Genomic DNA, 19,057 nt, shown 5'->3' on the forward strand with positions numbered 1-19,057 from the left:
TGGTCTAACTTGAGCTACGGGCCATCTGCGTGTAATGTACGACCCCTCTTGTTTTGGGTGTTTTCATGTTGCTATCGCAGGTTTTAGCGCAATGATAGAACAAATAATCACCAAAAAACCAATTAACGCTGCTGTAGAGGTGTGTACGTACGTTACGTCGGTTCATTCCTAGACAGTCCATTTCTCTGTTCTTTCAGCGGGTCACTTAGCTTAAGTCGGGGAAGTCAACGTAGAGTAAGGAGTCATCCATAATGCGGATTATTCTTTTGGGCGCGCCAGGCGCGGGCAAAGGCACGCAAGCGAAGTTAATTACGGAACACTACGGTATTCCTCAAATTTCCACCGGCGATATGTTGCGTGCAGCCGTTAAAGCAGGCACACCCTTAGGATTACAAGTGAAAGACATCATGGATTCTGGGGCATTGGTATCGGATGAGTTGATCATTGCCTTGGTCAAAGAGCGTATCTCTGAATCGGATTGTGCTAAAGGCTTCTTATTTGATGGTTTCCCAAGAACCATTCCTCAGGCAGAAGCATTGCTTGAGGCCAATGTTGATATTGATCGTGTCTTAGAAATTCACGTCGATGACGAAACCATTGTCTCTCGCATGAGTGGTCGCCGTGTGCATGAAGGATCTGGTCGTGTGTACCACATTGAGCACAACCCTCCTAAGCAAGACGGGGTGGACGATGAGACCGGTGAGCCGTTGATTCAACGTGAAGACGATGCACCAGAAACGGTTCGTAAGCGTTTAGCGTTGTATCATGAGCAAACCGAGCCGCTGGTTGATTTCTATTCAAAAATGAGCGCTTCTGCTGACAGCAAAACTCAATTCGCAAAAGTGGAAGGGGTTGGCGATGTTGGTGAAATTAAAGAGCGAGTATTTTCTGCCCTAAACGGTTAAGCAGAAAACAAAAAAAGGCCTTCGGGCCTTTTTTTATGTCTGAATGCTTCGCTCACTTTGCGTCTTGTAGTAAATTTCTTCACGTTTTTCATTTACCTATTTATTCAACTATTTATTCACGAATTGGTGATTGTACTTTCATGGCCAACATTCTTGCTCTGGATACTTCCGGAGAATCTTGCACTGTCGCACTGCGTATTGAGTCGAATCTGTTTTATCGTCGCTCTGATGAGGCGCGCCAACACACCAAGTTATTATTGCCATTGGTGGATGAGCTGTTATCGGAAGCGGGCGTGTCTTTAAATGACTTGGATGCCATCGCGTTTGGTTGTGGCCCGGGTTCGTTTACCGGTTTGCGTATTTGTCTTGGTGTGGTGCAGGGGCTGGCGTTTGGTTGTGGCTGTAAAGTCATTCCGGTTTCTACTCTGATGGCGATGGCACAAGGAGCGTCTCGTGAGGGGGTTGCTGAGGTAGGGCAAACGGTGGTGGCGGCATTAGACGCACGCATGAGTGAAATTTATACCGGTATCTATCGCATCACCGATACGATTCCTAAGTTAGCAGCGGGTACACAAGAATGTGTTTCTCCTCCGGCTGAGGTGGCTTTGGATGATTTTTCTGGGGTTATTGGTGTGGGCTCTGGTTGGTCGTACTCTGAGCTGTCCCGTGAACAAGCGGTAACGGTTAAAGAATCCCTATTGCCGGATGCAGCCGATATTATCGTAGTTGCCGAAGAAATGTGGCAGCAGGGGCTGGCACAGGATGTGATGTCGGTTGAGCCGGTGTATTTGCGCAATGAGGTCACGTGGAAGAAGCGTGAGAGAATTCGCGCACAATAGTTTTTATTTACGTATATTCCTTATCGAAGTATTTCGTCAGAGTTTTTCAGTGTTTTAGCGCTAACGTTTTAGTATTCAAACCAAGGTGTTGAAATGAAGTACTTCAATAACGTTCTTCGATGTGGTGCTGTAATGCAGTGCTTGGTGATGAGACTGTAAACTCGCTCCTCTCGAAGTCATTTTTACTGTCCTTTCTTACACTTGCACAAGGAATCTTGCCTGTGGATCTTCTGCAAATCATTATTTTGGCATTATTGCAGGGTATTACTGAATTTTTACCCATTTCCAGTTCCGCACATTTAATTTTACCTAAAGAGCTGCTTGGTTGGCCGGATCAAGGTTTAGCTTTTGATGTGGCGGTCCATTTTGGTTCGTTGTTAGCCGTGCTGTTGTATTTTCGTAAAGACGTCTTGCAAATGATTCAAGCGTGGTTTGGCCATGTCAGTGGAAAGGGGGTGACACCAGACAGTCGTTTGGCATGGATGATTGTCGTTGCCACCATTCCTGCGGGTTTGGCGGGGTTAATCTTCAGTGATTTTATTGAAGAGAACCTACGTTCAAGCCTCGTGATTGCCGCTACTACTATTATTTTTGGGTTGTTGTTGGCTGTGGCAGATCGAAAAAAACAGCTCACTAATACCATTTACGATATCGGCATTGCTTCTGCACTTATTATCGGTGTTGCTCAAGCCATGGCGTTGGTTCCGGGAACCTCTCGATCGGGTATCACCATTACCGCCGCGTTATTTTTAGGCATCTGTCGCTCCGATGCGGCTCGGTTTTCATTCTTTATGTCTATTCCCATTATCGTGCTCAGTGCTCTATTCAAAACCGTAGAGATGCTTCAAGAAGAGACCATCTTGTGGGTGGATATTGCCATTGGAACAGTGGTGTCTGGGGTGAGCGCCTATTTGTGCATCCACTGGTTCCTCAAATTTATTGAGGCCATTGGCATGATGCCATTTGTGATTTATCGGCTTGTGCTTGGTGGTGTCTTAATTGGCATGATGTGGGTGTAGTTCGGGTTTGGTGATCCAAAATGGATAGTAAGAAACCAAACATGAAGTCAGAAACCAGCGAAAAAAGAAAAGATAAGGAGAGACGCGCATGACAAGAATCAAAACAGTAGGCTTTGTCGGGCTGGGTGTGATGGGTTCGCCGATGGCGCGTCATGCTTTGCAGGCTGGGTATGATGTGGTGGTATTCAATCGCACCACAGAAAAAGCCAAAGCGTGGGTAGAGCAATTCGGGGGAGCGTATTCTGATGATTTGCCGTCAATGGCAGAGCGATGTGATGTGGTCTTAACCTGTGTTGGCGCCGATAGAGACTTAGAAGAAGTTTATCTTGGTGAGTTTGGATTGTTGTCGGGTAATGTGAGTCAGACATTTTTTGTAGACCACACAACGGCCTCCGCCGAGATCGCAAGGCAACTGTTTCAATCTGCGAAATCGCGAGGCGCTGCGTTTTTGGATGCGCCGGTATCGGGTGGTCAAGCGGGTGCTGAACGCGGACAGCTCACCGTGATGGTCGGAGGCGATGAGAGTGCCTTTGATATTGTGAAGCCGGTACTTGAGGCTTTTTCCCGGGCCGTTACTTATATGGGAGAAAGTGGCAGTGGTCAGCTTTGCAAAATGGTGAATCAAATCGCCATCGCTGGTGTGTTGGAAGGGCTTGCCGAAGCGTTGAATTTCTCAGAGAGCGCTGGCTTAGATACCAAAACCGTGTTGGAAGTCATTTCAAAAGGAGCGGCCCAATCGTGGCAGATGGAAAATCGGGGTAGCACGATGGTTGAGGGTAAATACGATTTTGGTTTTGCCGTCGACTGGATGCGAAAAGATTTAGGACTGGTTTTGGATGAGGCGCGAGAGAAGGGGGTATCGCTTCCGTTAGTGGCGTTGGTAGACCAATTTTATGGCGAAGTTCAAAAGAAGGGCGGTGGCCGTTGGGATACCTCTAGTTTATTGACACGCTACGTCAGCAGGTGACAAAAATGGAAACTGGATCAAGTATCGGGTGTTAACTCGCGTCTATAATCTGAGGCATAATCATCGTCAATATTTCATAACCTGAATAATTGCTGACTTACTATGTCAAACTGGAATACTTGAAGGCGCGATTTTTCAAGGTCAACAGTGACAAAGATGTGGTGGAAAGGTTATGAAGAATCAATGACTTATTTGGATTATGCCGGTTGTGGCAGCCGTTGATTGAATCCAGAGAAAACTGAACTGGATATCATTAGAGGCGAATTAAGAAAAGCGTCATTATCTATTGGCCTGAAGAAGGCGTTGATTGATCATTAGTGGCAGTAGGGTGACAAAAATTGTCGCAGTTTGTATGGATGAAACTCCTGTCCAACGAAATGGCAGCCTCATGGGGCGTTCATTTGAAAAAGCCCCTTAACTAGGGCCTATGAGTTTAAAACCTTTGAACAAAGGGGCAATCAAACTTACGGGCTGTCAATTCAGGGGTATCAATCACAGTAGAGATGCTTAATTTCTTGCTATCAGCGGCAATGTTTATGTTTTTTGGCTTGATCTCCCGGAGTTTTCAACTGTCATGCCCGTACCTGTTAACGTTATTCAGAAACTAAATCCTATCTCAGAGCTGTCTGATGAATTCCAGCAGAAAATCGCAGAGTCCAGTCAGCGTCTCACCTTCAGTAAAGGCAAAATCATTTTCAAGCGCGGTAAAGACCTTAGTGTTATTTACTACCTATTATCCGGCTCGGTTAACCTTATTGATGCTCAATTTGAAACCGCATCATTGAGTGCAGAAACCCATGGGGCGGATGCACTCAATGACATCAACCCTAGCCGAGTGTCTGCCGTGGCAGCCAGTGAAGTCACTGTCATTGCGGTGGATCGTAAGCAGTTTGATTTGGTGATGGCGTGGAGTGAATCTGAAGCTCATTCTGAGACGAGTGAAGCTGACGGCAATGCCTCTGAGCCGATGATGCAAACGGCTGAAATCGATTATCTTGATGCGTTTGCGATGCCCCAACCCATGCTCAGTGACGTCGTTGAAACCAGTAGCGATTGGATGTCGAGCTTGCTGGAATCGCCCTTGTTTACGTCGATACCTGCGGGCAATATTCAAAAGCTGTTCGGCCGCTTTGAGGAGGTTGAATTTGAGGCCAGTGAGATGGTTATCGAAGCGGGCCAAGAGGGCGATTTTTTCTATGTGATTGCTAAAGGCGAAGCGGTTGTATTATTGCCGGGTTCTACCGATTGTGTGGCGCTGGCGGTTGGTGACTATTTTGGTGAGGAGGCCTTAGTTGGGGACACCACCCGTAATGCCTCGATTCAAATGAAAACGCCGGGAATATTAATGCGTTTGGCGAAAAGCGATTTTATTGAGTTATTACAAGAACCCTTATTTCGTTACATTGAAATGAATGATGTGGATGAAATGGGGCCTTTGGTGCAATTATTGGATGTGCGCTTGCCAGTAGAGCACCGCCATTTTCGTGTAAAAGGCAGTCGCAATATTGCGTTGAGCCGTTTACGCAACCAAATCCGAGATTTAGACCCGGGTTTAACCTACATCGTGACCGATGATGGAGGCAGTCGCAGTAAGGTGGCTGTTCAGTTGCTTTTACAAACGGGCTTGTCTGCAGCCATACTCAGTCATTCGGAACAGCATTACCGTTAGCCAGTTAGAACAGATTCATCTCTATTGCCTAATGAAACCGCTTCCAAATTGGAGGCGGTTTTTTTGTTTAGTGGTATGCCATTGATTGACATTGTGTTGATTGACATTGTGTTGATTGAAACTGTGTTAATTGAAGCTGTATTAATTGAAATCGTGTTGATTGAAATGGTTCGATGGTTTCTTGGGAATTGCAATGGGTTTGAATAGGTTGGGTGTGTGAAAGTCTTATTATTATCGGCGTACAATGCGCCTAGTCATCATCGATGGTGTAACGGCCTGATTCGATATTTTTCCCATTGGGAATGGTGTGTACTTGCATTACCAGCTCGTTATTTTTCATGGCGAATGAGAGGTAATAGCCTGACATGGGGCTTTTCAGACGATGAGCGTTTACGAGATCAGTATGATTTAGTGATTGCCACGTCGATGGTGGATGTATCGGCGTTAAAGGGCTTTCGCCCCAACCTGGCCACTTGCCCTTGGCTAGTGTATTTCCACGAAAACCAATTCGACTACCCCGATAGCCAGCATCAAAAAGGGCTATTAGAGATCCAACTTACCAGCATTTACACGGCGCTTGCCACAGACAAAATCGCTTTTAATTCTCCCTACAACCAAACCACTTTTCTTCGCGGTGCACAGGCGCTGTTGAATCAAATGCCGGATGGTGTGCCGACTCATGTGCTTGATGCCATAAAAGAAAAGTCCGCCGTATTGCCGGTGCCCCTTGAGGACACTCTATGGAAGCCGCTCTCGACGGAATTGAACACGGCTGAAAAAAGTGAGGGTGAAAATCGATTGGCTAAAAACTCGGATGCAGTGACGGTGGTGTGGAACCATCGTTGGGAGTACGACAAAAGTCCAGATCGATTATTGAACTTTGTTAACGCGCTTGCTAAGTGCTCAGATCGGCCTGCGGTACGGTTTCATATTATTGGTCAACAATTTCGTAAAGTCCCTCCGGTATTTGACACATTACATCAGCGGCTGGGAGAGTTGGGGTGGTTGGGGCGTTGGGGGTTTATCGAGGATGTTCATGAATATCGTTCATTATTGGCACACAGCGATGCGGTGTTGTCGACGGCGTTGCACGACTTTCAAGGCCTTTCGGTATTAGAAGCCTGCGCCTTGGGTTGTTCACCGCTTTTACCAGATCGTCTCGCCTACCCGTATTTTGTCGGTGCGGAACATTTATACCCATCGTTCATAGAAACTCCACAAAGAGAGGCTGAGGAGGCAGTTAGTGTATTTCTTAATCGTTGTTTGTCGGGTTTCAGAAAAAAATCGGAAAGCTCAGAGAGGATGAAAGCCTGGAGTTGGGCCGAGTTGGGGCAGCAATACCAGTGTGTGATTGAGTCATTGGTGAAAGGGTAAACCCAAAACTCAGAACGACAGAGCGTTACTACCGTGGCATTCCCGAGAAAACAAACGCATAATGACGGCCAAATTAATTCTATGATCCGAACGACTAACACAACCACATAAAGACTAGATTCCATGAGTAAACAACGGGTATTAACGGGGATAACCACAACCGGTACGCCGCACTTGGGCAATTACGTCGGTGCCATTCGACCGGCCATTCAAGCTAGCCAAAATGAAGACAATCTGTCGTTTTTTTTCTTGGCCGACTTCCATGCGTTGATTAAATGCACGGATCCAAAACAGTTACATCAATCGACGAAAGAAATTGCCGCTACTTGGCTGGCCAGTGGCCTGGACCCAGATCGAGTGATTTTTTATCGTCAGTCGGATATCCCTGAAATTCCAGAATTGTGTTGGTTGCTTACCTGTATGACGGGAAAGGGCTTGATGAATCGTGCCCATGCCTACAAAGCAGCGGTAGCACTTAACGAAGACGCCGGGGAAGACCCAGATTTTGGTGTGAATATGGGCCTGTACAGTTACCCTATACTGATGGCGGCCGATATTCTGATGTTTAACGCCAATAAAGTGCCTGTGGGCAAAGATCAAATTCAACACGTTGAAATGGCTCGTGATATTGCAGGGCGTTTCAATCATCATTTTGGCGATAAATTTGTGTTACCGGAAGCCGTGGTGGACGATAACGTAGCGGTGCTGTCTGGATTGGATGGTCGCAAAATGAGCAAAAGTTACGGAAATACTATTCCACTTTTCCTACCAGAAAAACAGCTTCAAAAACACATCAATAAAATCAAAACCAATTTGTTAGAGCCGGGCGAGCCGAAAGACCCTGAGACATCCACCGTCTTTGAAATTTGGCGTGCCTTTGCGACGCCTGAGCAAACGGAGTCAATGCGACAAGCATTTGCCGATGGGATTGCTTGGGGCGAGGCGAAAAAACAGTTATTTGAATTAATTAATGGGCAATTATCCGACTCCCGTGAACAGTATAATGCATTAATGTCTGATGGCGAGACCATTGAAAAAATCTTACTGGAAGGCGCTGATCGTGCGCGTGGTTACGCTTCACGTTTATTGGAAAAATTACGTAAAGCGGTAGGTATTCGAAAAATCGTGTAATTTTTACATCGATTTTTTATTTGCGTTACCTCTGTAAAGGGCTCCTAAATAGGAGCCCTTTGTTGTTAAGAGTGAGAATGAACAGTGAGAGTGAAAAAGTGCGTTATAAATTGGATTCTGCAAAGGCGGCTAAAGGAGAACGTGGAATACCTTGGAGTTGAATATTTCCGCCGTGTTGAAATCCTTTAAAACGTTCCACTAAATACGTTAGGCCTGAACTGGTGGCGTTTAAATAAGGCGTATCGATTTGCGCTAAATTCCCTAAACACACCACTTTAGAGCCGTTGCCTGCACGGGTGATGATGGTTTTAATTTGGTGTGGTGTCAGGTTTTGACATTCGTCAATTAAAATTAAACTGTGTTGAAAGCTTCGCCCTCGAATATAATTCAACGATTTAAAATGCAGGGGAACTTTATTTAAGACGTAATCCACGCTCCCCGAACAATCTTCGTCATCGCAATGAAGGGCTTCCAGGTTATCGGTGATCGCACCGAGCCAAGGTTCCATTTTTTCTGCTTCGGTGCCCGGTAAAAAACCAATATCTTCATCCAATCCTTGGGTGCTGCGTGTGGCGATAATACGACGGTACATTTTATTGGCCACCGTCATTTCAATGGCAGCCGCCAAGGCTAAAATGGTCTTACCCGAACCGGCGGCTCCCGTTAAATTCACGAGGTGAACGTCTGGATCTAATAATAAATTTAATGCACAGGCTTGATAAATATCTCGTGGTTTCAAACCCCACGATTCGGTTTCCAGTAAACGATGGTGATCAAGATGGAGCAGTGTGACACGCTCTTCGGTGACTTCAATGACTCTCCCTACAAAATTCATTTCATCCAGAATAAATTGATTGGGCATGACGTTATCAATTGGCGCTGTGCGAGGTAAATGTTGTAGGGTTTTTCCTAGTTGTTGTTCGGTTTCGACTTTTTCAATTAAGTCCCAAAAGCTGCCACTGAATTCTAAAAAGCCTTTGTTGAGTTGTTCGATGTTGGTGAGTGATTGGTCGCTGTGATAATCCTCGGCTTCGATACCGCAGCCTCGTGCCTTGAGGCGCATGTTGATGTCTTTCGAGACCAGGACAATCCGATGATCCGGGTTGTGTTTTTGTTGTTGGACAAGGTCGTTAAGGATTTTGTTGTCGTTGATGTGTGTGGGGAGGGGGGTAATGGCTGGGTCGTTATCGCTCATGAGAACAGCGATACTTCCTAGAGGTTGATCGTGTTTCCCTCGAAGAATCGGCACCCCTTTGGCGATTTCTTCTAGGGACGCACGGCCCAATAATTTGTCCAATTCTCGTATGGCATGACGACAATCGGCAGCTACGGCATTGCGGCCACTTTTGAGTTTGTCGAGTTCTTCCAATACGGTCATTGGGATGATGACTTGATGTTCTTCAAAATTGAGTAAAGAGGTAGGGTCGTGAATGAGAACGTTAGTGTCTAGGACGTAGCGGACAGGATTTTCAGGATTATTAGTAACGGCATTTGTGTTTTTATTAGTAACAACCAGCTGTGGTTCACCCATAAGCTATGCTTCCTTTTTTGGTGATCATCGATTGATTTATAACAGTAAAATGCAAAAGCAGCCAGTAAAGGGGAGGAATTATTTTTTGAGGAAAAGAGTCATTATTTGAATTTTTTATGACAAACCGCCAAGGTGGGTAAAAAACTATGACATGGGTTTTTCAAAAATGCTACTGATTTTTTATATTTAAAGAATAAAAAATCGTTAGTAAAGTATTTGGATATGGAAATTGCCTTATGAATCAATCTCTTGATTAATATTGTTAATAAACGAATGAATTATATTGCTGTGAAAGGGTTCTAGGACAATGATGACATTTTAGTTAAAATTTTTAATGAAAAAGAAGGTGTTCTTTTACCACTTTAATCTCAGGGGGGTGGAGTGAAAACCGACGAATCAAAAACGGTGGGGTGTTCAGATCACGGAGCTTCTTGTCATTCAGGCAGTCATCAAACTTCACCGTGCGCCCATAATACCGCTTCAGGCCACCATTCAACCTCAGCAGACCATTGCTGCGAGTCAGATTCCCATTCGATTGACCTCTTTTTTATTTGCGTGAGTGTTTTGGTCATCGTGGGGTATCTGGCGGGTGCGTTTTATCATGGTGATATCGGTATCGAAGGGGCTTGGGGCGTGCGTGCAGCCCACAGTATTCATGAGCTGCTTAATACCATGTGGTGGGGGGTGATTGCAGCCATTGCGTTCGTGGGCTTATTGGCGCACATACCGCAATCGATTGTTCTTGGATTGCTGGGGAAGGGCGGCAGCCTTCAGGGTATTTTTCGTGCCACCGCAGCTGGGGTGCTGTTGGATTTGTGCAGCCATGGCATTTTAATGGTCGGCACGAAGTTGTATGAAAAAGGAGCCAGTTTAGGCCAGGTGATGGCCTTTTTAATAGCCAGCCCGTGGAATTCGATTTCGTTAACCCTGATCTTAATCGCATTGATTGGGTGGCAATGGACGTTGGCGTTTATTGCCTTGTCCATGTTGTTGGCGTTGACTGTCGGGGTGTTGTTTGAGTGGTTATGTCATCGTGGCGTGTTGCCCCAAAATCCCCATACGATGGATCACAATTCTGAGTCATCGTTAACGTTTCGTCAGGCGTTTAAACAATTGTTTTCGGGTGATACATGGCAGGGGGTATCTTTTTTGGGGGTGTTTAAAGCGGGCTTCTCTGGCGCTCGTATTGTCTTACGTTGGTTATTTTTCGGTATTTTATTGGCGGCAGCGATTCGGACCTGGGTAGACCTCCAGTGGTTTCAGCAATGGTTTGGCCCAACGCTGGTGGGCTTATTACTGACCATGGTGGCGGCAACGGTCATTGAAGTGTGCTCAGAAGGCTCGACTCCCATTGCGGCAGACTTTTTAACCCGAGCAAACGCGCCGGGTAACAGTTTCGCCTTTTTAATGACGGGAGTATCCACGGATTATACTGAGGTAATGGTGCTAAAAGAGACGACACGCTCTTGGAAAATTGCGTTATTTTTGCCGTTGCTGTCGTTGCCACAAGTGATAGTGATTGCTTTTTTATTAAATCAGTTTTAAATAAAGCTTTTTTGAGTAGTTGAGTAGTTGAGTATTGAGACTATAGAAACGACCGCACGGGTCGTCCTACGATTTGCTTGCTTGTTGATCAGTCTCTAAAGCGATGCCAGAATATTAGCATTGTTTAGTTATTTGACGCGAAAATAAACAATTTGTTAAAGATGTAGAGAAGGTATAGTTTGAGTTTTTCTACAGTCTTGTTAGGCCCTTATCCGATATCGAGGAAATTATATGAGAGAAATTAAAATCGAAGACGTTGGTAATACGTTACAGGAACTTTTGTTGGAGAAAGACCCAATTGACGAGGATGTCGGTATTTTTGATGGAAGTGGTGAAATCGTCGGTGTTGTCATACCTAAAAAAGCATATGACTTCTTTCTTAAGAAAGTGGAAGAGGAAGAAGACAGAATAGATTCTCAATCAGTAGAAGAATTTAATAATTCAGGAGAGAAAGACATATGAACAAAGATATTCAAGAAGATTTCAAGGATGTGCAAGAAATTTCCAAGCAAAAACAAGAACAAAAAAAATCGGGTGAAAAATTGGAGAAATGGGAATTTGGAAAAGGAGTAAAACCAGAAAAGGATTCTAAGCCAAATGTACGAAGTTAAATTTAGCAAGAAGGCTAGTAAGGCATACAAAAAGTTACCCGGAGATGTTCGAATACGCATCGACCAAAAATTAAATTACCTTAGAAATTCTCCCAGAGGGCCGGACACCAAGAAGTTGGCTGGTATGCAAAATGCCTATAGAACGCGTGTCGGTACATATAGAATTGTATATGAAATTGAGGATGAGAAACTTATAGTATGGATTGTCGATGTGGGGCACAGAAGCTCAATATATCAATAGCGTTATTAGCTTAGGGCCCGTTAACACTAATAACTCGGTCAACGATTAATGTAAATTTGATAAAAAATCGAAAAACAACATCTAATTTTTTAAATTGGGTAAAATTTAGTCGAAAGCTTTTCAGCTGTCTGAAGAGGCATTCCGCCTCATTACGCTTTTTGTTGTACCTAAAACCTTTGATAAAGACTCGGGCCGTCTACCCATTTATACAGCTCCAGCAGAAAAAGCCGGCTCAGAAGCCTAATATAGAAGACATTAGCATTAAATTAAAAGCAAGGTAAAAAAACAGAGTTGAATAGCGAGTTAAACAATGGGTAGTCATTTTATAAAAAACAGCGCTAAAACCACAGTAATAACGAAAATTCTAGTGCTTTTTTTGGGTGCTATGATAAATCAAGCCTGTGCGAATCAAGCTAATGGACGACTAGAGTTTCTAACCGAATCTGTCTTGAGCACTTCTTTTACAGCAGTGGTATCCCATAAAAAAGTAACGAAACTATCCTCGAACGCAAATGATGGGGATGAGTATGAGTTAAGTGCTGAGGTTATCAACCTCATATCTGGTAAAGAGCAAAAAGTGATTAACTATCGGATGTTCGTTGAGCCCGGTGAAGAAGTAGTATTAAACCAAGACCCAGTGATTATCTTCTTATGTGAAAGTAAGGGCCAATATTACTGGCCTGGTGTTGGAGCAGAGTTCCCTGCCACCGAAGCTTTTCTCAAGACGGTTGGCAAAGCTGCCAAAATAAAGTCACGCCAATCTCCCAGTGAAGTAGACCGTCATTGTGAAAACTAAGCATGACTACTTGGCGCGAAAATAAACAAATTTTTAAAGATGTAGAGAAGGTCTAGTTTGGGTTTTTCTACAGTCTCATTACTACCTCTTCTATTTTTTCTCCAGCTATCTTTTTTATTGATGTGCTTTCAGGCACTTTATGGGGTGATTGTTGTCACAGTCGCGTTGTAAAGTCAGTGGTTAACCATCGGCTTTTAATGGTGATAGTGATTGACACACGCCAAGGGTGTGGGATTAAAACGCAATTGATAATGCTCAGTAATTGAATGGCTCAATAAAAAAGGGTAACGATTGAATGAACGTAATGATAAAAACAATGATGATGACTGCCGGTGTGGCGGTGTTGAGTAGTGCGATGACTTTGCCAGCTTGGGCGGGCAAAATGGAGCCTAAAGCGACCATTGAAAAGGCGCTAAAAGCGGACGTTCGAACCGATAAAGAGCGCAAACGGGATGCTGAGCGCTTGCCACTGGAAACATTAACCTATTTTGGTTTAGAGCCGGATATGACGGTTATTGAACTCATGCCGGGCCGTGGTTGGTACACTAAGATTTTAGGTGATGCTTTAAAGGACGAGGGTAAGCTTTATGTTGCGCTTGGTTTGGGGTATTTGGGTGACGGGTTAAAAGAGTGGGGTTACGACCATGTTGGCGTATTGGCTAAAGATGCCAAATTCACTCGCACCGAGAGACGCGGTGTTTCGGATTTGGAAAACGTTAAGTTTGGCGTCAAAAAAGTGGATATGGTGTTAACTTTCCGCAATGCCCATAATATTTCTGCTGAAGGCCGTGCGAATTTGAATAAAGCGGTATTCAAAGCGCTTAAGAAAGGCGGTGTTTACGGTATTGTAGATCACACCCGTCGTCATATGGAGGCAGATAATGCCGATAACTGGCGTCGTGCAGATCCGGTGCAAATTATCAAAGAAGCGTTGGATGCGGGCTTTGTATTTGAAGGTTACACCGACATGCATGCACAGTCTGAAGATACTTTGGCTTATGATACTCGTGATGAGCGAATGAAAGCAGCGGATAGTGATCGTTTTACGCTTAAGTTTCGTAAACCGAAGTAATGGCTATCTATGTAGTACTGATGAAGTAGTAGTGACTATGAAGTAAAACAGACCTGAGAGGGAATTAATTTTCCCTCTCAGACCGATGAATATCCAATACATAAGAACTGCTAAGTCTATCGTGAATTAAGTTGCCTCGAAGAAAGGCATTAATCCAAAAGATAAACTTAGACAGCGGTAAGGTTAAGGTAAAAATAAACGTTCGCCACAAGCAATGAACCCAATTTAAACGCTTGAAACGTTTGTTGGTGACTTTTAATCCAAATAAGGATTTCCCCGGCGTGGCTTGCATTGGGGAGGCTTCAAATAGAAAAGCGCCGATGAGATAACCGATGATAATGCCCATAAATTCTTCTATTCCCGCAACAGGAGTAGCCCCATCGGTAGCGTGAATTTTTTTCCACATCATCATGGTAGTAACCACTACGGTAGAGGTGAGTAAGAGATCAATACTCCCTGCTAATAATCGTTTCCAGAGGCTGCCGAAATAATAAACCGCCAGTGGTTGATTGTTTCGACGTTTTTTATTCACCAGTTTGCCGCCACGCAAACCGTCCTCGGCCAATTGCGTTTCGTTTGCGTGCCGATGATGGTCGGGGATATATTGAAGTACTAATTCAACCGTACTTTTACCCAACACTTCTTTGAGTGGTGTTTCATATTCACACCATTGCAAAATGGAGTTTAAATAAATAATGCTGGCGGGGCTAACGTGATGTCGTGCTTTTCGATTATGGTGGTGCTGAGCAATGCGCTGCAATATGGCTTGGCTGAGCGCCCAATGAAAATCCGAATCCAATAAAAATTGTGTGTGCTGAATAAATTCCCACTGGGCTGGGTCATTTTTTTTCTTACTCTGTGTGAGTAAGTGGTCGGTATTTTTCAGCAGTGCCTCGAAGATAATCTTTCTCTCCGATATTGATGGCACTAATGCGTCTTGAGCGTTTGCATCACCATTGCCTGAGGTTTCTTCAGGGGGCTTTTCATCTTCAACGATGGTGTCCAGCGTTGTATTGACCTCACAGCTTTTTTCTCCCATGGTTTCTTCAAGCAAGGTATAAACACGATTAGAGAGGGGTTCTTCTTCTGGGTAAGGTGCTTCCTCTTCTTGATTTGGTATTTCTTCTTGTTGCTTTGACGAAGGTACTTCCGCTTCTGTGCATTTGATAACGTCATTTGAGTCATTACAAGCACCGGCGTTCTTCTCTATTGTTTGAACGGGTGTATCGGCTTGAACGGGTGTTTCGATGAGAGAGCGTTCTTCTACGGTGTGCTCTTTCGTTTGCTCGTAGGCTTGTTGCTGTTTTGCGTACGCCAGCGCATTTTCTTTTGCTTGATAAAGCGCTTGAAACTCTTGCGGTTTTTCATCGGGCTTGTTTTGTTTGAGCTGCTTGGCGTACGCGCGTTTAATGGCACGCGCGTCGCTGGTAGGCTCAATGCCCAGTAAAGTCCACATTTGATTGTTCCACATTGAGGTCACAGCCAATCCTCATTGTCTAAATCGTCCAAGATTTGGCTGAGTTTTTTGCGCTCTTGCTGAATTTCAATGGGATTTTGCCGTTCAAGCACCGCATCAAATGCCTTAAGGATTTGCGCGATCCATTCTCGTTGTTCTCCAATAAAGGATTCGTATAGGCGTTCCCCTTTGGCAACTAAGGCTTTATTTTCTTCTTGGTCTCGTGGATGGAATTTTAGTTGAGCCAGTTTTTCTCGGCATTTTCCGATTTCTTCTTCACTGAGGCTGCCTGGCGCGTTGTGAATGACTTTATTGACTTTTTCGCCCGTGCTGACCACTTCCACATCGATTTCTAGTAGACCGTTCATGTCATAGCTATAGCGAACGTCAATGGCTTCCTCTCCGGCCTTTTTCTTGGGGACTTTTACATCTAGGTCACCGAGAAAGATATTTTTATCAACGGTACGGTTTTCCCCTTGGTATACCCTTACGTTAACAGACGTTTGATTATCTTCAGCGGTGTATAAGCGCTTTACAATGCTGATGGGAACAACGGCGTTGCGCTCAATAATCGGGAAAAAATACCCGGCTTCTTTAGTATTCGAATTGTGAATGGCGGTGCCCAAGGTATACGGGCAAACATCCGTTAAGACCACATCATCAAGAGCGGCGTCTTTGGCGACTAAACCGGCTTGTACGGCAGCGCCTTGTGCCACCACGGTATCTGGGTCGATATTGGCCGATGGAAAACGGCCAAACATGCGGCCAATGGTATTGCGGAATAATTTCATGCGAGTGGCGCCACCCACCAAAATAATATCATCGATGTCGTCAGCGCGCGTTTTGGCATCGCGCATGGCTCGCTCAATGGGAATTTTGGCTCGCAACAATAAAGGCGTTGAGATTTTTTGAAACCAGTCGGCAGTGGGAGTCCACTCTACGGTGTGTTTCCCTAAATTAAAAGAAAAGGGTGTACCGTCTAGCACATCCACTCGGCGCTTGATGGTTTCCATTTGCATATACAGGCTGTTGAGCTGGGCTTTATTGAGGGTGCTGGATTTTACTTCTTGCTGCTGTAAGAAGTCGTTCACCATGGCGGTAACGAAATCTTCTCCGCCTAAGAAGTTATCGCCAGCACTGGCGTGGACTTCCATAATGCCGTCAAAAAATTCAAGAATGGAGACATCAAAAGTGCCGCCGCCCATGTCCAATACCAAAAATGTGCCTTCTTGTTTTTCATGTAAACCATAGGCAACGGCAGCGGCGGTGGGTTCGTTAATTAAACGATTGACCTCAAGCCCGGCTAATTCCCCGGCCAGCTTGGTGGCGTGGCGCTGGTTGTCGTTAAAGTAGGCCGGCACGCTAATCACGGCGGCGTCCACTGTGGCGTTTAAATGGGCTTCCGCATCTTCTTTTAAGGCTTTGAGTATTAGGGCAGATAATTCGATGGCGGAAAATTCTTTTTTCCCTAATTTGACTTTATGATTGGACCCCATTAACCGTTTAAAGACTGCAACGGTCAGGTCGCTGTGGCTAATTAAACGCTCTTTTGCCCGGCGTCCGACGATGACTTCTCCGGTATCGTCGAGCCCAACAACGGAGGGGGTAAGGGTGTCGCCAAGGCGATTTTTAATGAGAGAAAGTTCGCCATTAGCCCAAATGCCACAGGCGCTATTGGTGGTGCCGAGATCGATTCCTATTATTGCCATTCCTATACTGCCTTACGTTTTTCGTTCTAAAAATTACCCTCTTAAAAATCATCTTCTAGGAGGGCTTTATAACAATTGTCATTATAAAAACTACGACTACAAAGCCCTTGTTATAAAGGTCTATGCAGTAAGAATGATTATTGTGACAAATATTGTTGTGAAAGTATTTGTTGTGAAAATTGTTGCCGTAAAAAAGAGATTCTAACGGGACTGGCGGCAATGAGGAAGAAATGAATGAGACGATTTACACGCCAATATCTTCGTTCCAAAGGGCAGGCTTTTCACGAATAAATTGCGCCATCATGTTGATGCAGGTGGTGTCGTTCAATACTGTCACCGTTACGCCGCGAGATTGCAACCAGTCTTCTTCACCCTGAAAATTTTGGTTTTCGCCAATGACGACATGTTGAATGCCGTACAAAATAATGGTGCCACTGCACATGGGGCAGGGCGAGAGTGTGGTGTATAACGTGCTGGCACGATACACCGCCGCACTTTGGCGTCCGGCGTTTTCTAGCGCGTCCATTTCGCCATGCAAGACAGTGCTGCCTTTTTGAACCCGCTGGTTATGACCCCGGCCAATAATGTTTCCGTCATGGACCAACACTGAACCTATAGGAATACCACCATGGTCTAGTCCTTTTTGTGCTTCATCAATGGCGGCTTGTAAGTATTGCTGATGATTCACGGTCATGGTGGCTCCTATGGTGTTATTGGGCTTATTTCGTTCTTTATTTTTTCATTAAGTCCAGCAAGGCATAAACCGTGGCGGCGACGCCTGCTTTAACGGACGATTCTGGCTCAATTTTAAATAGAGGAGAGTGGTGGCTGGGTACGGGAGGGCCGCCAGCTTTTGCTCGCTCAAAATCGGCTTTGGGTGTGCCCCCGACCTGAAAATACACACTGGGGATGTACGGCTCTGTGGTAAAGAAAGGGTAATCTTCCGCGCCCATGCCTTTTATGGGGTGCTCGGTTAGGGCATCGGCGCCCATTTTATTCGTCCACACCGTATGTAGGCGTCGGGCCAGTTTGGTGTCGTTAATGGTGGGTGGTACGCTTTCTTCGGAGACCACCACTTCAGGTAGTTTATCGTCGGGCAGGCCAGCGGCGCGACCGAGGTTTTCGGCAATTCGCTTAATACCACTGAGTAGCGTTTCGCGGGTCTCGAAACTGGTGTTGCGTACGGTCAGCTGCAACGTGGCTTTGTCGGAGATGATGTTGTGTTTCGTACCGGAATGGAAAGAGCCGATGGTAACGACACCGGGGTCTCGGGGTGGCAGCTCGCGTGAAACCAGTGTTTGCAATGCCAGCACTATTTGAGAACCCAGTACGATGGGGTCTTTCCCGGCGTGCGGGTAGGCACCGTGAGCCCCTACACCATGAATGGTAATATCAACCGTATCGGCACCGGCAAAAGGGCTGTCTTCGGTGACGAAAATTTTACCGGCTTCGATATTGGACGAGACGTGCAGCGCCATGGCGTAATCGGGTGTCCCGAAGCGCTCCCAGAGATTGTCTTCCATCATTGCTTTCGCCCCTAATACACGTTCTTCCGCCGGTTGGCCGATCAACATGAGCGTGCCCGACCATTGATCTTTCATGGCGGCCATTTGACGTGCGGTGCCGACTAGGCTGGTGATGTGCATGTCGTGGCCACAGGCGTGCATAACGGGTACGACGTTACCGGTAATTAAATCTTTTTGGGTCGCTTTTGAGGCGTAGTCAAGGCCCGATTTTTCTTCCACAGGCAGGCCGTCCATGTCGGCACGCATCATCACCATGGGGCCGTCGCCATTTTTCATTATGGCCACCAAACCGGTGCCCCCCACGCCCTGTGTCACCTTAAAGCCCGCCGCCTTTAATTCTTTGGCGAGGCGTTTGGCCGTCTTGTGTTCTTGCAGGCTCAGCTCAGGATTTTTATGAAAATATTCGAACAAGCCATCGAGGTGTTTGTTGTAATCTTTGGCAATGGCGGCATTAATCTTGTCGTCGGCAAATACCGAATACGACAGTGACGCGCAGGTGGCCAGTGTTGCAGCTTTGGCCCAGTGGGAAAATTTCAATTTCATTGTGACCCTCTTTTATTTGTTATTGCATTACTTTTTATTGCATTCGTTGTTTGTGGTGTTCGTTGTTTATGGTGCTCATTGTTTATGGTACTCATTGTTTATGGTGATATTGGCAGGGGCAGG

The 19,057-nt window shown here is 45.4% G+C and carries 19 protein-coding genes; 14 read left to right on the top strand and 5 right to left on the bottom strand.

From position 1 onward, the window contains the following. The first annotated feature begins 251 nt into the window (after positions 1–251). From adk to LU351_RS05830, 8 genes are all read left to right on the top strand, one after another. Positions 252–905 carry an adenylate kinase gene (gene adk, locus LU351_RS05795; protein WP_232593117.1) on the top strand — a complete coding sequence of 218 codons (654 nt, stop codon included), beginning with the start codon at positions 252–254 and terminating at the stop codon, positions 903–905. Positions 906–1,045: 140 nt separating this feature from the next. Continuing rightward, the gene (gene tsaB, locus LU351_RS05800) at positions 1,046–1,744 is read left to right on the top strand and encodes a tRNA (adenosine(37)-N6)-threonylcarbamoyltransferase complex dimerization subunit type 1 TsaB (RefSeq protein ID WP_232593118.1); all 699 of its coding nucleotides are present in this window, start codon (positions 1,046–1,048) and stop codon (positions 1,742–1,744) included. A 221-nt stretch (positions 1,745–1,965) separates the two neighbouring features. After that, entirely contained in the window at positions 1,966–2,763 is a 798-nt protein-coding gene (locus LU351_RS05805) for an undecaprenyl-diphosphate phosphatase (protein ID WP_232593119.1), read from the top strand. Positions 2,764–2,851: 88 nt separating this feature from the next. Further along, a complete protein-coding gene (locus LU351_RS05810; protein WP_232593120.1) occupies positions 2,852–3,730 on the top strand; it encodes an NAD(P)-dependent oxidoreductase in 879 nt (292 codons plus the stop codon). A gap of 574 nt (positions 3,731–4,304) precedes the next feature. Then, positions 4,305–5,399, top strand: a complete 1,095-nt coding sequence (locus LU351_RS05815; RefSeq protein ID WP_232593121.1) for a cyclic nucleotide-binding domain-containing protein — start codon at positions 4,305–4,307, stop codon at positions 5,397–5,399. Between the two features lie 63 nt (positions 5,400–5,462). Next, a complete protein-coding gene (locus tag LU351_RS05820; RefSeq protein WP_232593122.1) occupies positions 5,463–5,606 on the top strand; it encodes a hypothetical protein in 144 nt (47 codons plus the stop codon). A gap of 9 nt (positions 5,607–5,615) precedes the next feature. After that, positions 5,616–6,773: a tRNA-queuosine alpha-mannosyltransferase domain-containing protein gene (locus LU351_RS05825; RefSeq protein ID WP_232593123.1), complete on the top strand. Its 1,158-nt coding sequence runs from the start codon at positions 5,616–5,618 to the stop codon at positions 6,771–6,773. Between the two features lie 123 nt (positions 6,774–6,896). Continuing rightward, positions 6,897–7,904, top strand: a complete 1,008-nt coding sequence (locus LU351_RS05830; RefSeq protein WP_232593124.1) for a tryptophan--tRNA ligase — start codon at positions 6,897–6,899, stop codon at positions 7,902–7,904. Positions 7,905–8,007: 103 nt separating this feature from the next. Here the strand turns inward: LU351_RS05830 and LU351_RS05835 are convergent, their stop codons facing one another. Then, complete coding sequence (locus LU351_RS05835) at positions 8,008–9,435, bottom strand: PhoH family protein (RefSeq protein ID WP_232593125.1); 1,428 nt, start codon at positions 9,433–9,435, stop codon at positions 8,008–8,010. 381 nt (positions 9,436–9,816) lie between these two features. Here LU351_RS05835 and LU351_RS05840 point away from each other — a divergent pair, with 381 nt between their 5' ends. The 6 genes from LU351_RS05840 to LU351_RS05860 all read left to right on the top strand — a co-directional run bounded on the left by LU351_RS05840 (position 9,817) and on the right by LU351_RS05860 (position 13,700). After that, entirely contained in the window at positions 9,817–10,980 is a 1,164-nt protein-coding gene (locus LU351_RS05840) for a permease (RefSeq protein WP_232593126.1), read from the top strand. A gap of 231 nt (positions 10,981–11,211) precedes the next feature. Then, on the top strand, positions 11,212–11,442 hold the full coding sequence (locus LU351_RS05845; protein ID WP_232593127.1) for a hypothetical protein: 231 nt from the start codon (positions 11,212–11,214) through the stop codon (positions 11,440–11,442). Further along, positions 11,439–11,591 carry a hypothetical protein gene (locus LU351_RS05850; protein WP_232593128.1) on the top strand — a complete coding sequence of 51 codons (153 nt, stop codon included), beginning with the start codon at positions 11,439–11,441 and terminating at the stop codon, positions 11,589–11,591. Before LU351_RS05845 ends, LU351_RS05850 begins: the two co-directional genes overlap by 4 nt. Then, on the top strand, positions 11,578–11,832 hold the full coding sequence (locus LU351_RS21020) for a type II toxin-antitoxin system RelE family toxin (protein ID WP_416053933.1): 255 nt from the start codon (positions 11,578–11,580) through the stop codon (positions 11,830–11,832). The genes LU351_RS05850 and LU351_RS21020 overlap by 14 nt, the downstream gene beginning before the upstream one ends. A 310-nt stretch (positions 11,833–12,142) precedes the next feature. Next, entirely contained in the window at positions 12,143–12,628 is a 486-nt protein-coding gene (locus LU351_RS05855; RefSeq protein WP_232593129.1) for a hypothetical protein, read from the top strand. A 295-nt stretch (positions 12,629–12,923) separates the two neighbouring features. Beyond that, complete coding sequence (locus LU351_RS05860) at positions 12,924–13,700, top strand: class I SAM-dependent methyltransferase (RefSeq protein ID WP_232593130.1); 777 nt, start codon at positions 12,924–12,926, stop codon at positions 13,698–13,700. A 64-nt stretch (positions 13,701–13,764) separates the two neighbouring features. Here LU351_RS05860 and LU351_RS05865 read toward each other — a convergent pair whose 3' ends face one another. The 4 genes from LU351_RS05865 to LU351_RS05880 all read right to left on the bottom strand — a co-directional run bounded on the left by LU351_RS05865 (position 13,765) and on the right by LU351_RS05880 (position 18,934). Further along, positions 13,765–15,171: an RDD family protein gene (locus LU351_RS05865; protein WP_232593198.1), complete on the bottom strand. Its 1,407-nt coding sequence runs from the start codon at positions 15,169–15,171 to the stop codon at positions 13,765–13,767. A gap of 5 nt (positions 15,172–15,176) precedes the next feature. Further along, on the bottom strand, positions 15,177–16,865 hold the full coding sequence (locus LU351_RS05870; RefSeq protein WP_232593131.1) for a molecular chaperone HscC: 1,689 nt from the start codon (positions 16,863–16,865) through the stop codon (positions 15,177–15,179). Between the two features lie 244 nt (positions 16,866–17,109). Beyond that, complete coding sequence (locus LU351_RS05875) at positions 17,110–17,559, bottom strand: nucleoside deaminase (RefSeq protein WP_232593132.1); 450 nt, start codon at positions 17,557–17,559, stop codon at positions 17,110–17,112. Between the two features lie 37 nt (positions 17,560–17,596). Further along, positions 17,597–18,934, bottom strand: a complete 1,338-nt coding sequence (locus LU351_RS05880) for an amidohydrolase (protein WP_232593133.1) — start codon at positions 18,932–18,934, stop codon at positions 17,597–17,599. Between the last annotated feature and the right edge of the window lie 123 nt (positions 18,935–19,057).

Origin of the sequence: Marinibactrum halimedae (assembly GCF_021234875.1) — a bacterium.
In the GTDB taxonomy this organism is placed as follows: domain Bacteria; phylum Pseudomonadota; class Gammaproteobacteria; order Pseudomonadales; family Cellvibrionaceae; genus Marinibactrum; species Marinibactrum halimedae.

Bases quoted from the DNA above. Each gene is read 5' to 3' on its own strand.
- LU351_RS05870 (WP_232593131.1), bottom strand. From the start codon at position 16,865: ATGGCAATAATAGGAATCGATCTCGGCACCACCAATAGCGCCTGTGGC.
- LU351_RS05845 (WP_232593127.1), top strand. From the start codon at position 11,212: ATGAGAGAAATTAAAATCGAAGACGTTGGTAATACGTTACAGGAACTT.
- LU351_RS05860 (WP_232593130.1), top strand. From the start codon at position 12,924: ATGAACGTAATGATAAAAACAATGATGATGACTGCCGGTGTGGCGGTG.
- LU351_RS05810 (WP_232593120.1), top strand. From the start codon at position 2,852: ATGACAAGAATCAAAACAGTAGGCTTTGTCGGGCTGGGTGTGATGGGT.
- tsaB (WP_232593118.1), top strand. From the start codon at position 1,046: ATGGCCAACATTCTTGCTCTGGATACTTCCGGAGAATCTTGCACTGTC.
- LU351_RS05855 (WP_232593129.1), top strand. From the start codon at position 12,143: ATGGGTAGTCATTTTATAAAAAACAGCGCTAAAACCACAGTAATAACG.
- LU351_RS05875 (WP_232593132.1), bottom strand. From the start codon at position 17,559: ATGACCGTGAATCATCAGCAATACTTACAAGCCGCCATTGATGAAGCA.
- LU351_RS05815 (WP_232593121.1), top strand. From the start codon at position 4,305: ATGCCCGTACCTGTTAACGTTATTCAGAAACTAAATCCTATCTCAGAG.
- LU351_RS05830 (WP_232593124.1), top strand. From the start codon at position 6,897: ATGAGTAAACAACGGGTATTAACGGGGATAACCACAACCGGTACGCCG.
- LU351_RS05865 (WP_232593198.1), bottom strand. From the start codon at position 15,171: ATGTGGAACAATCAAATGTGGACTTTACTGGGCATTGAGCCTACCAGC.
- LU351_RS21020 (WP_416053933.1), top strand. From the start codon at position 11,578: ATGTACGAAGTTAAATTTAGCAAGAAGGCTAGTAAGGCATACAAAAAG.
- LU351_RS05850 (WP_232593128.1), top strand. From the start codon at position 11,439: ATGAACAAAGATATTCAAGAAGATTTCAAGGATGTGCAAGAAATTTCC.
- LU351_RS05835 (WP_232593125.1), bottom strand. From the start codon at position 9,435: ATGGGTGAACCACAGCTGGTTGTTACTAATAAAAACACAAATGCCGTT.
- adk (WP_232593117.1), top strand. From the start codon at position 252: ATGCGGATTATTCTTTTGGGCGCGCCAGGCGCGGGCAAAGGCACGCAA.
- LU351_RS05880 (WP_232593133.1), bottom strand. From the start codon at position 18,934: ATGAAATTGAAATTTTCCCACTGGGCCAAAGCTGCAACACTGGCCACC.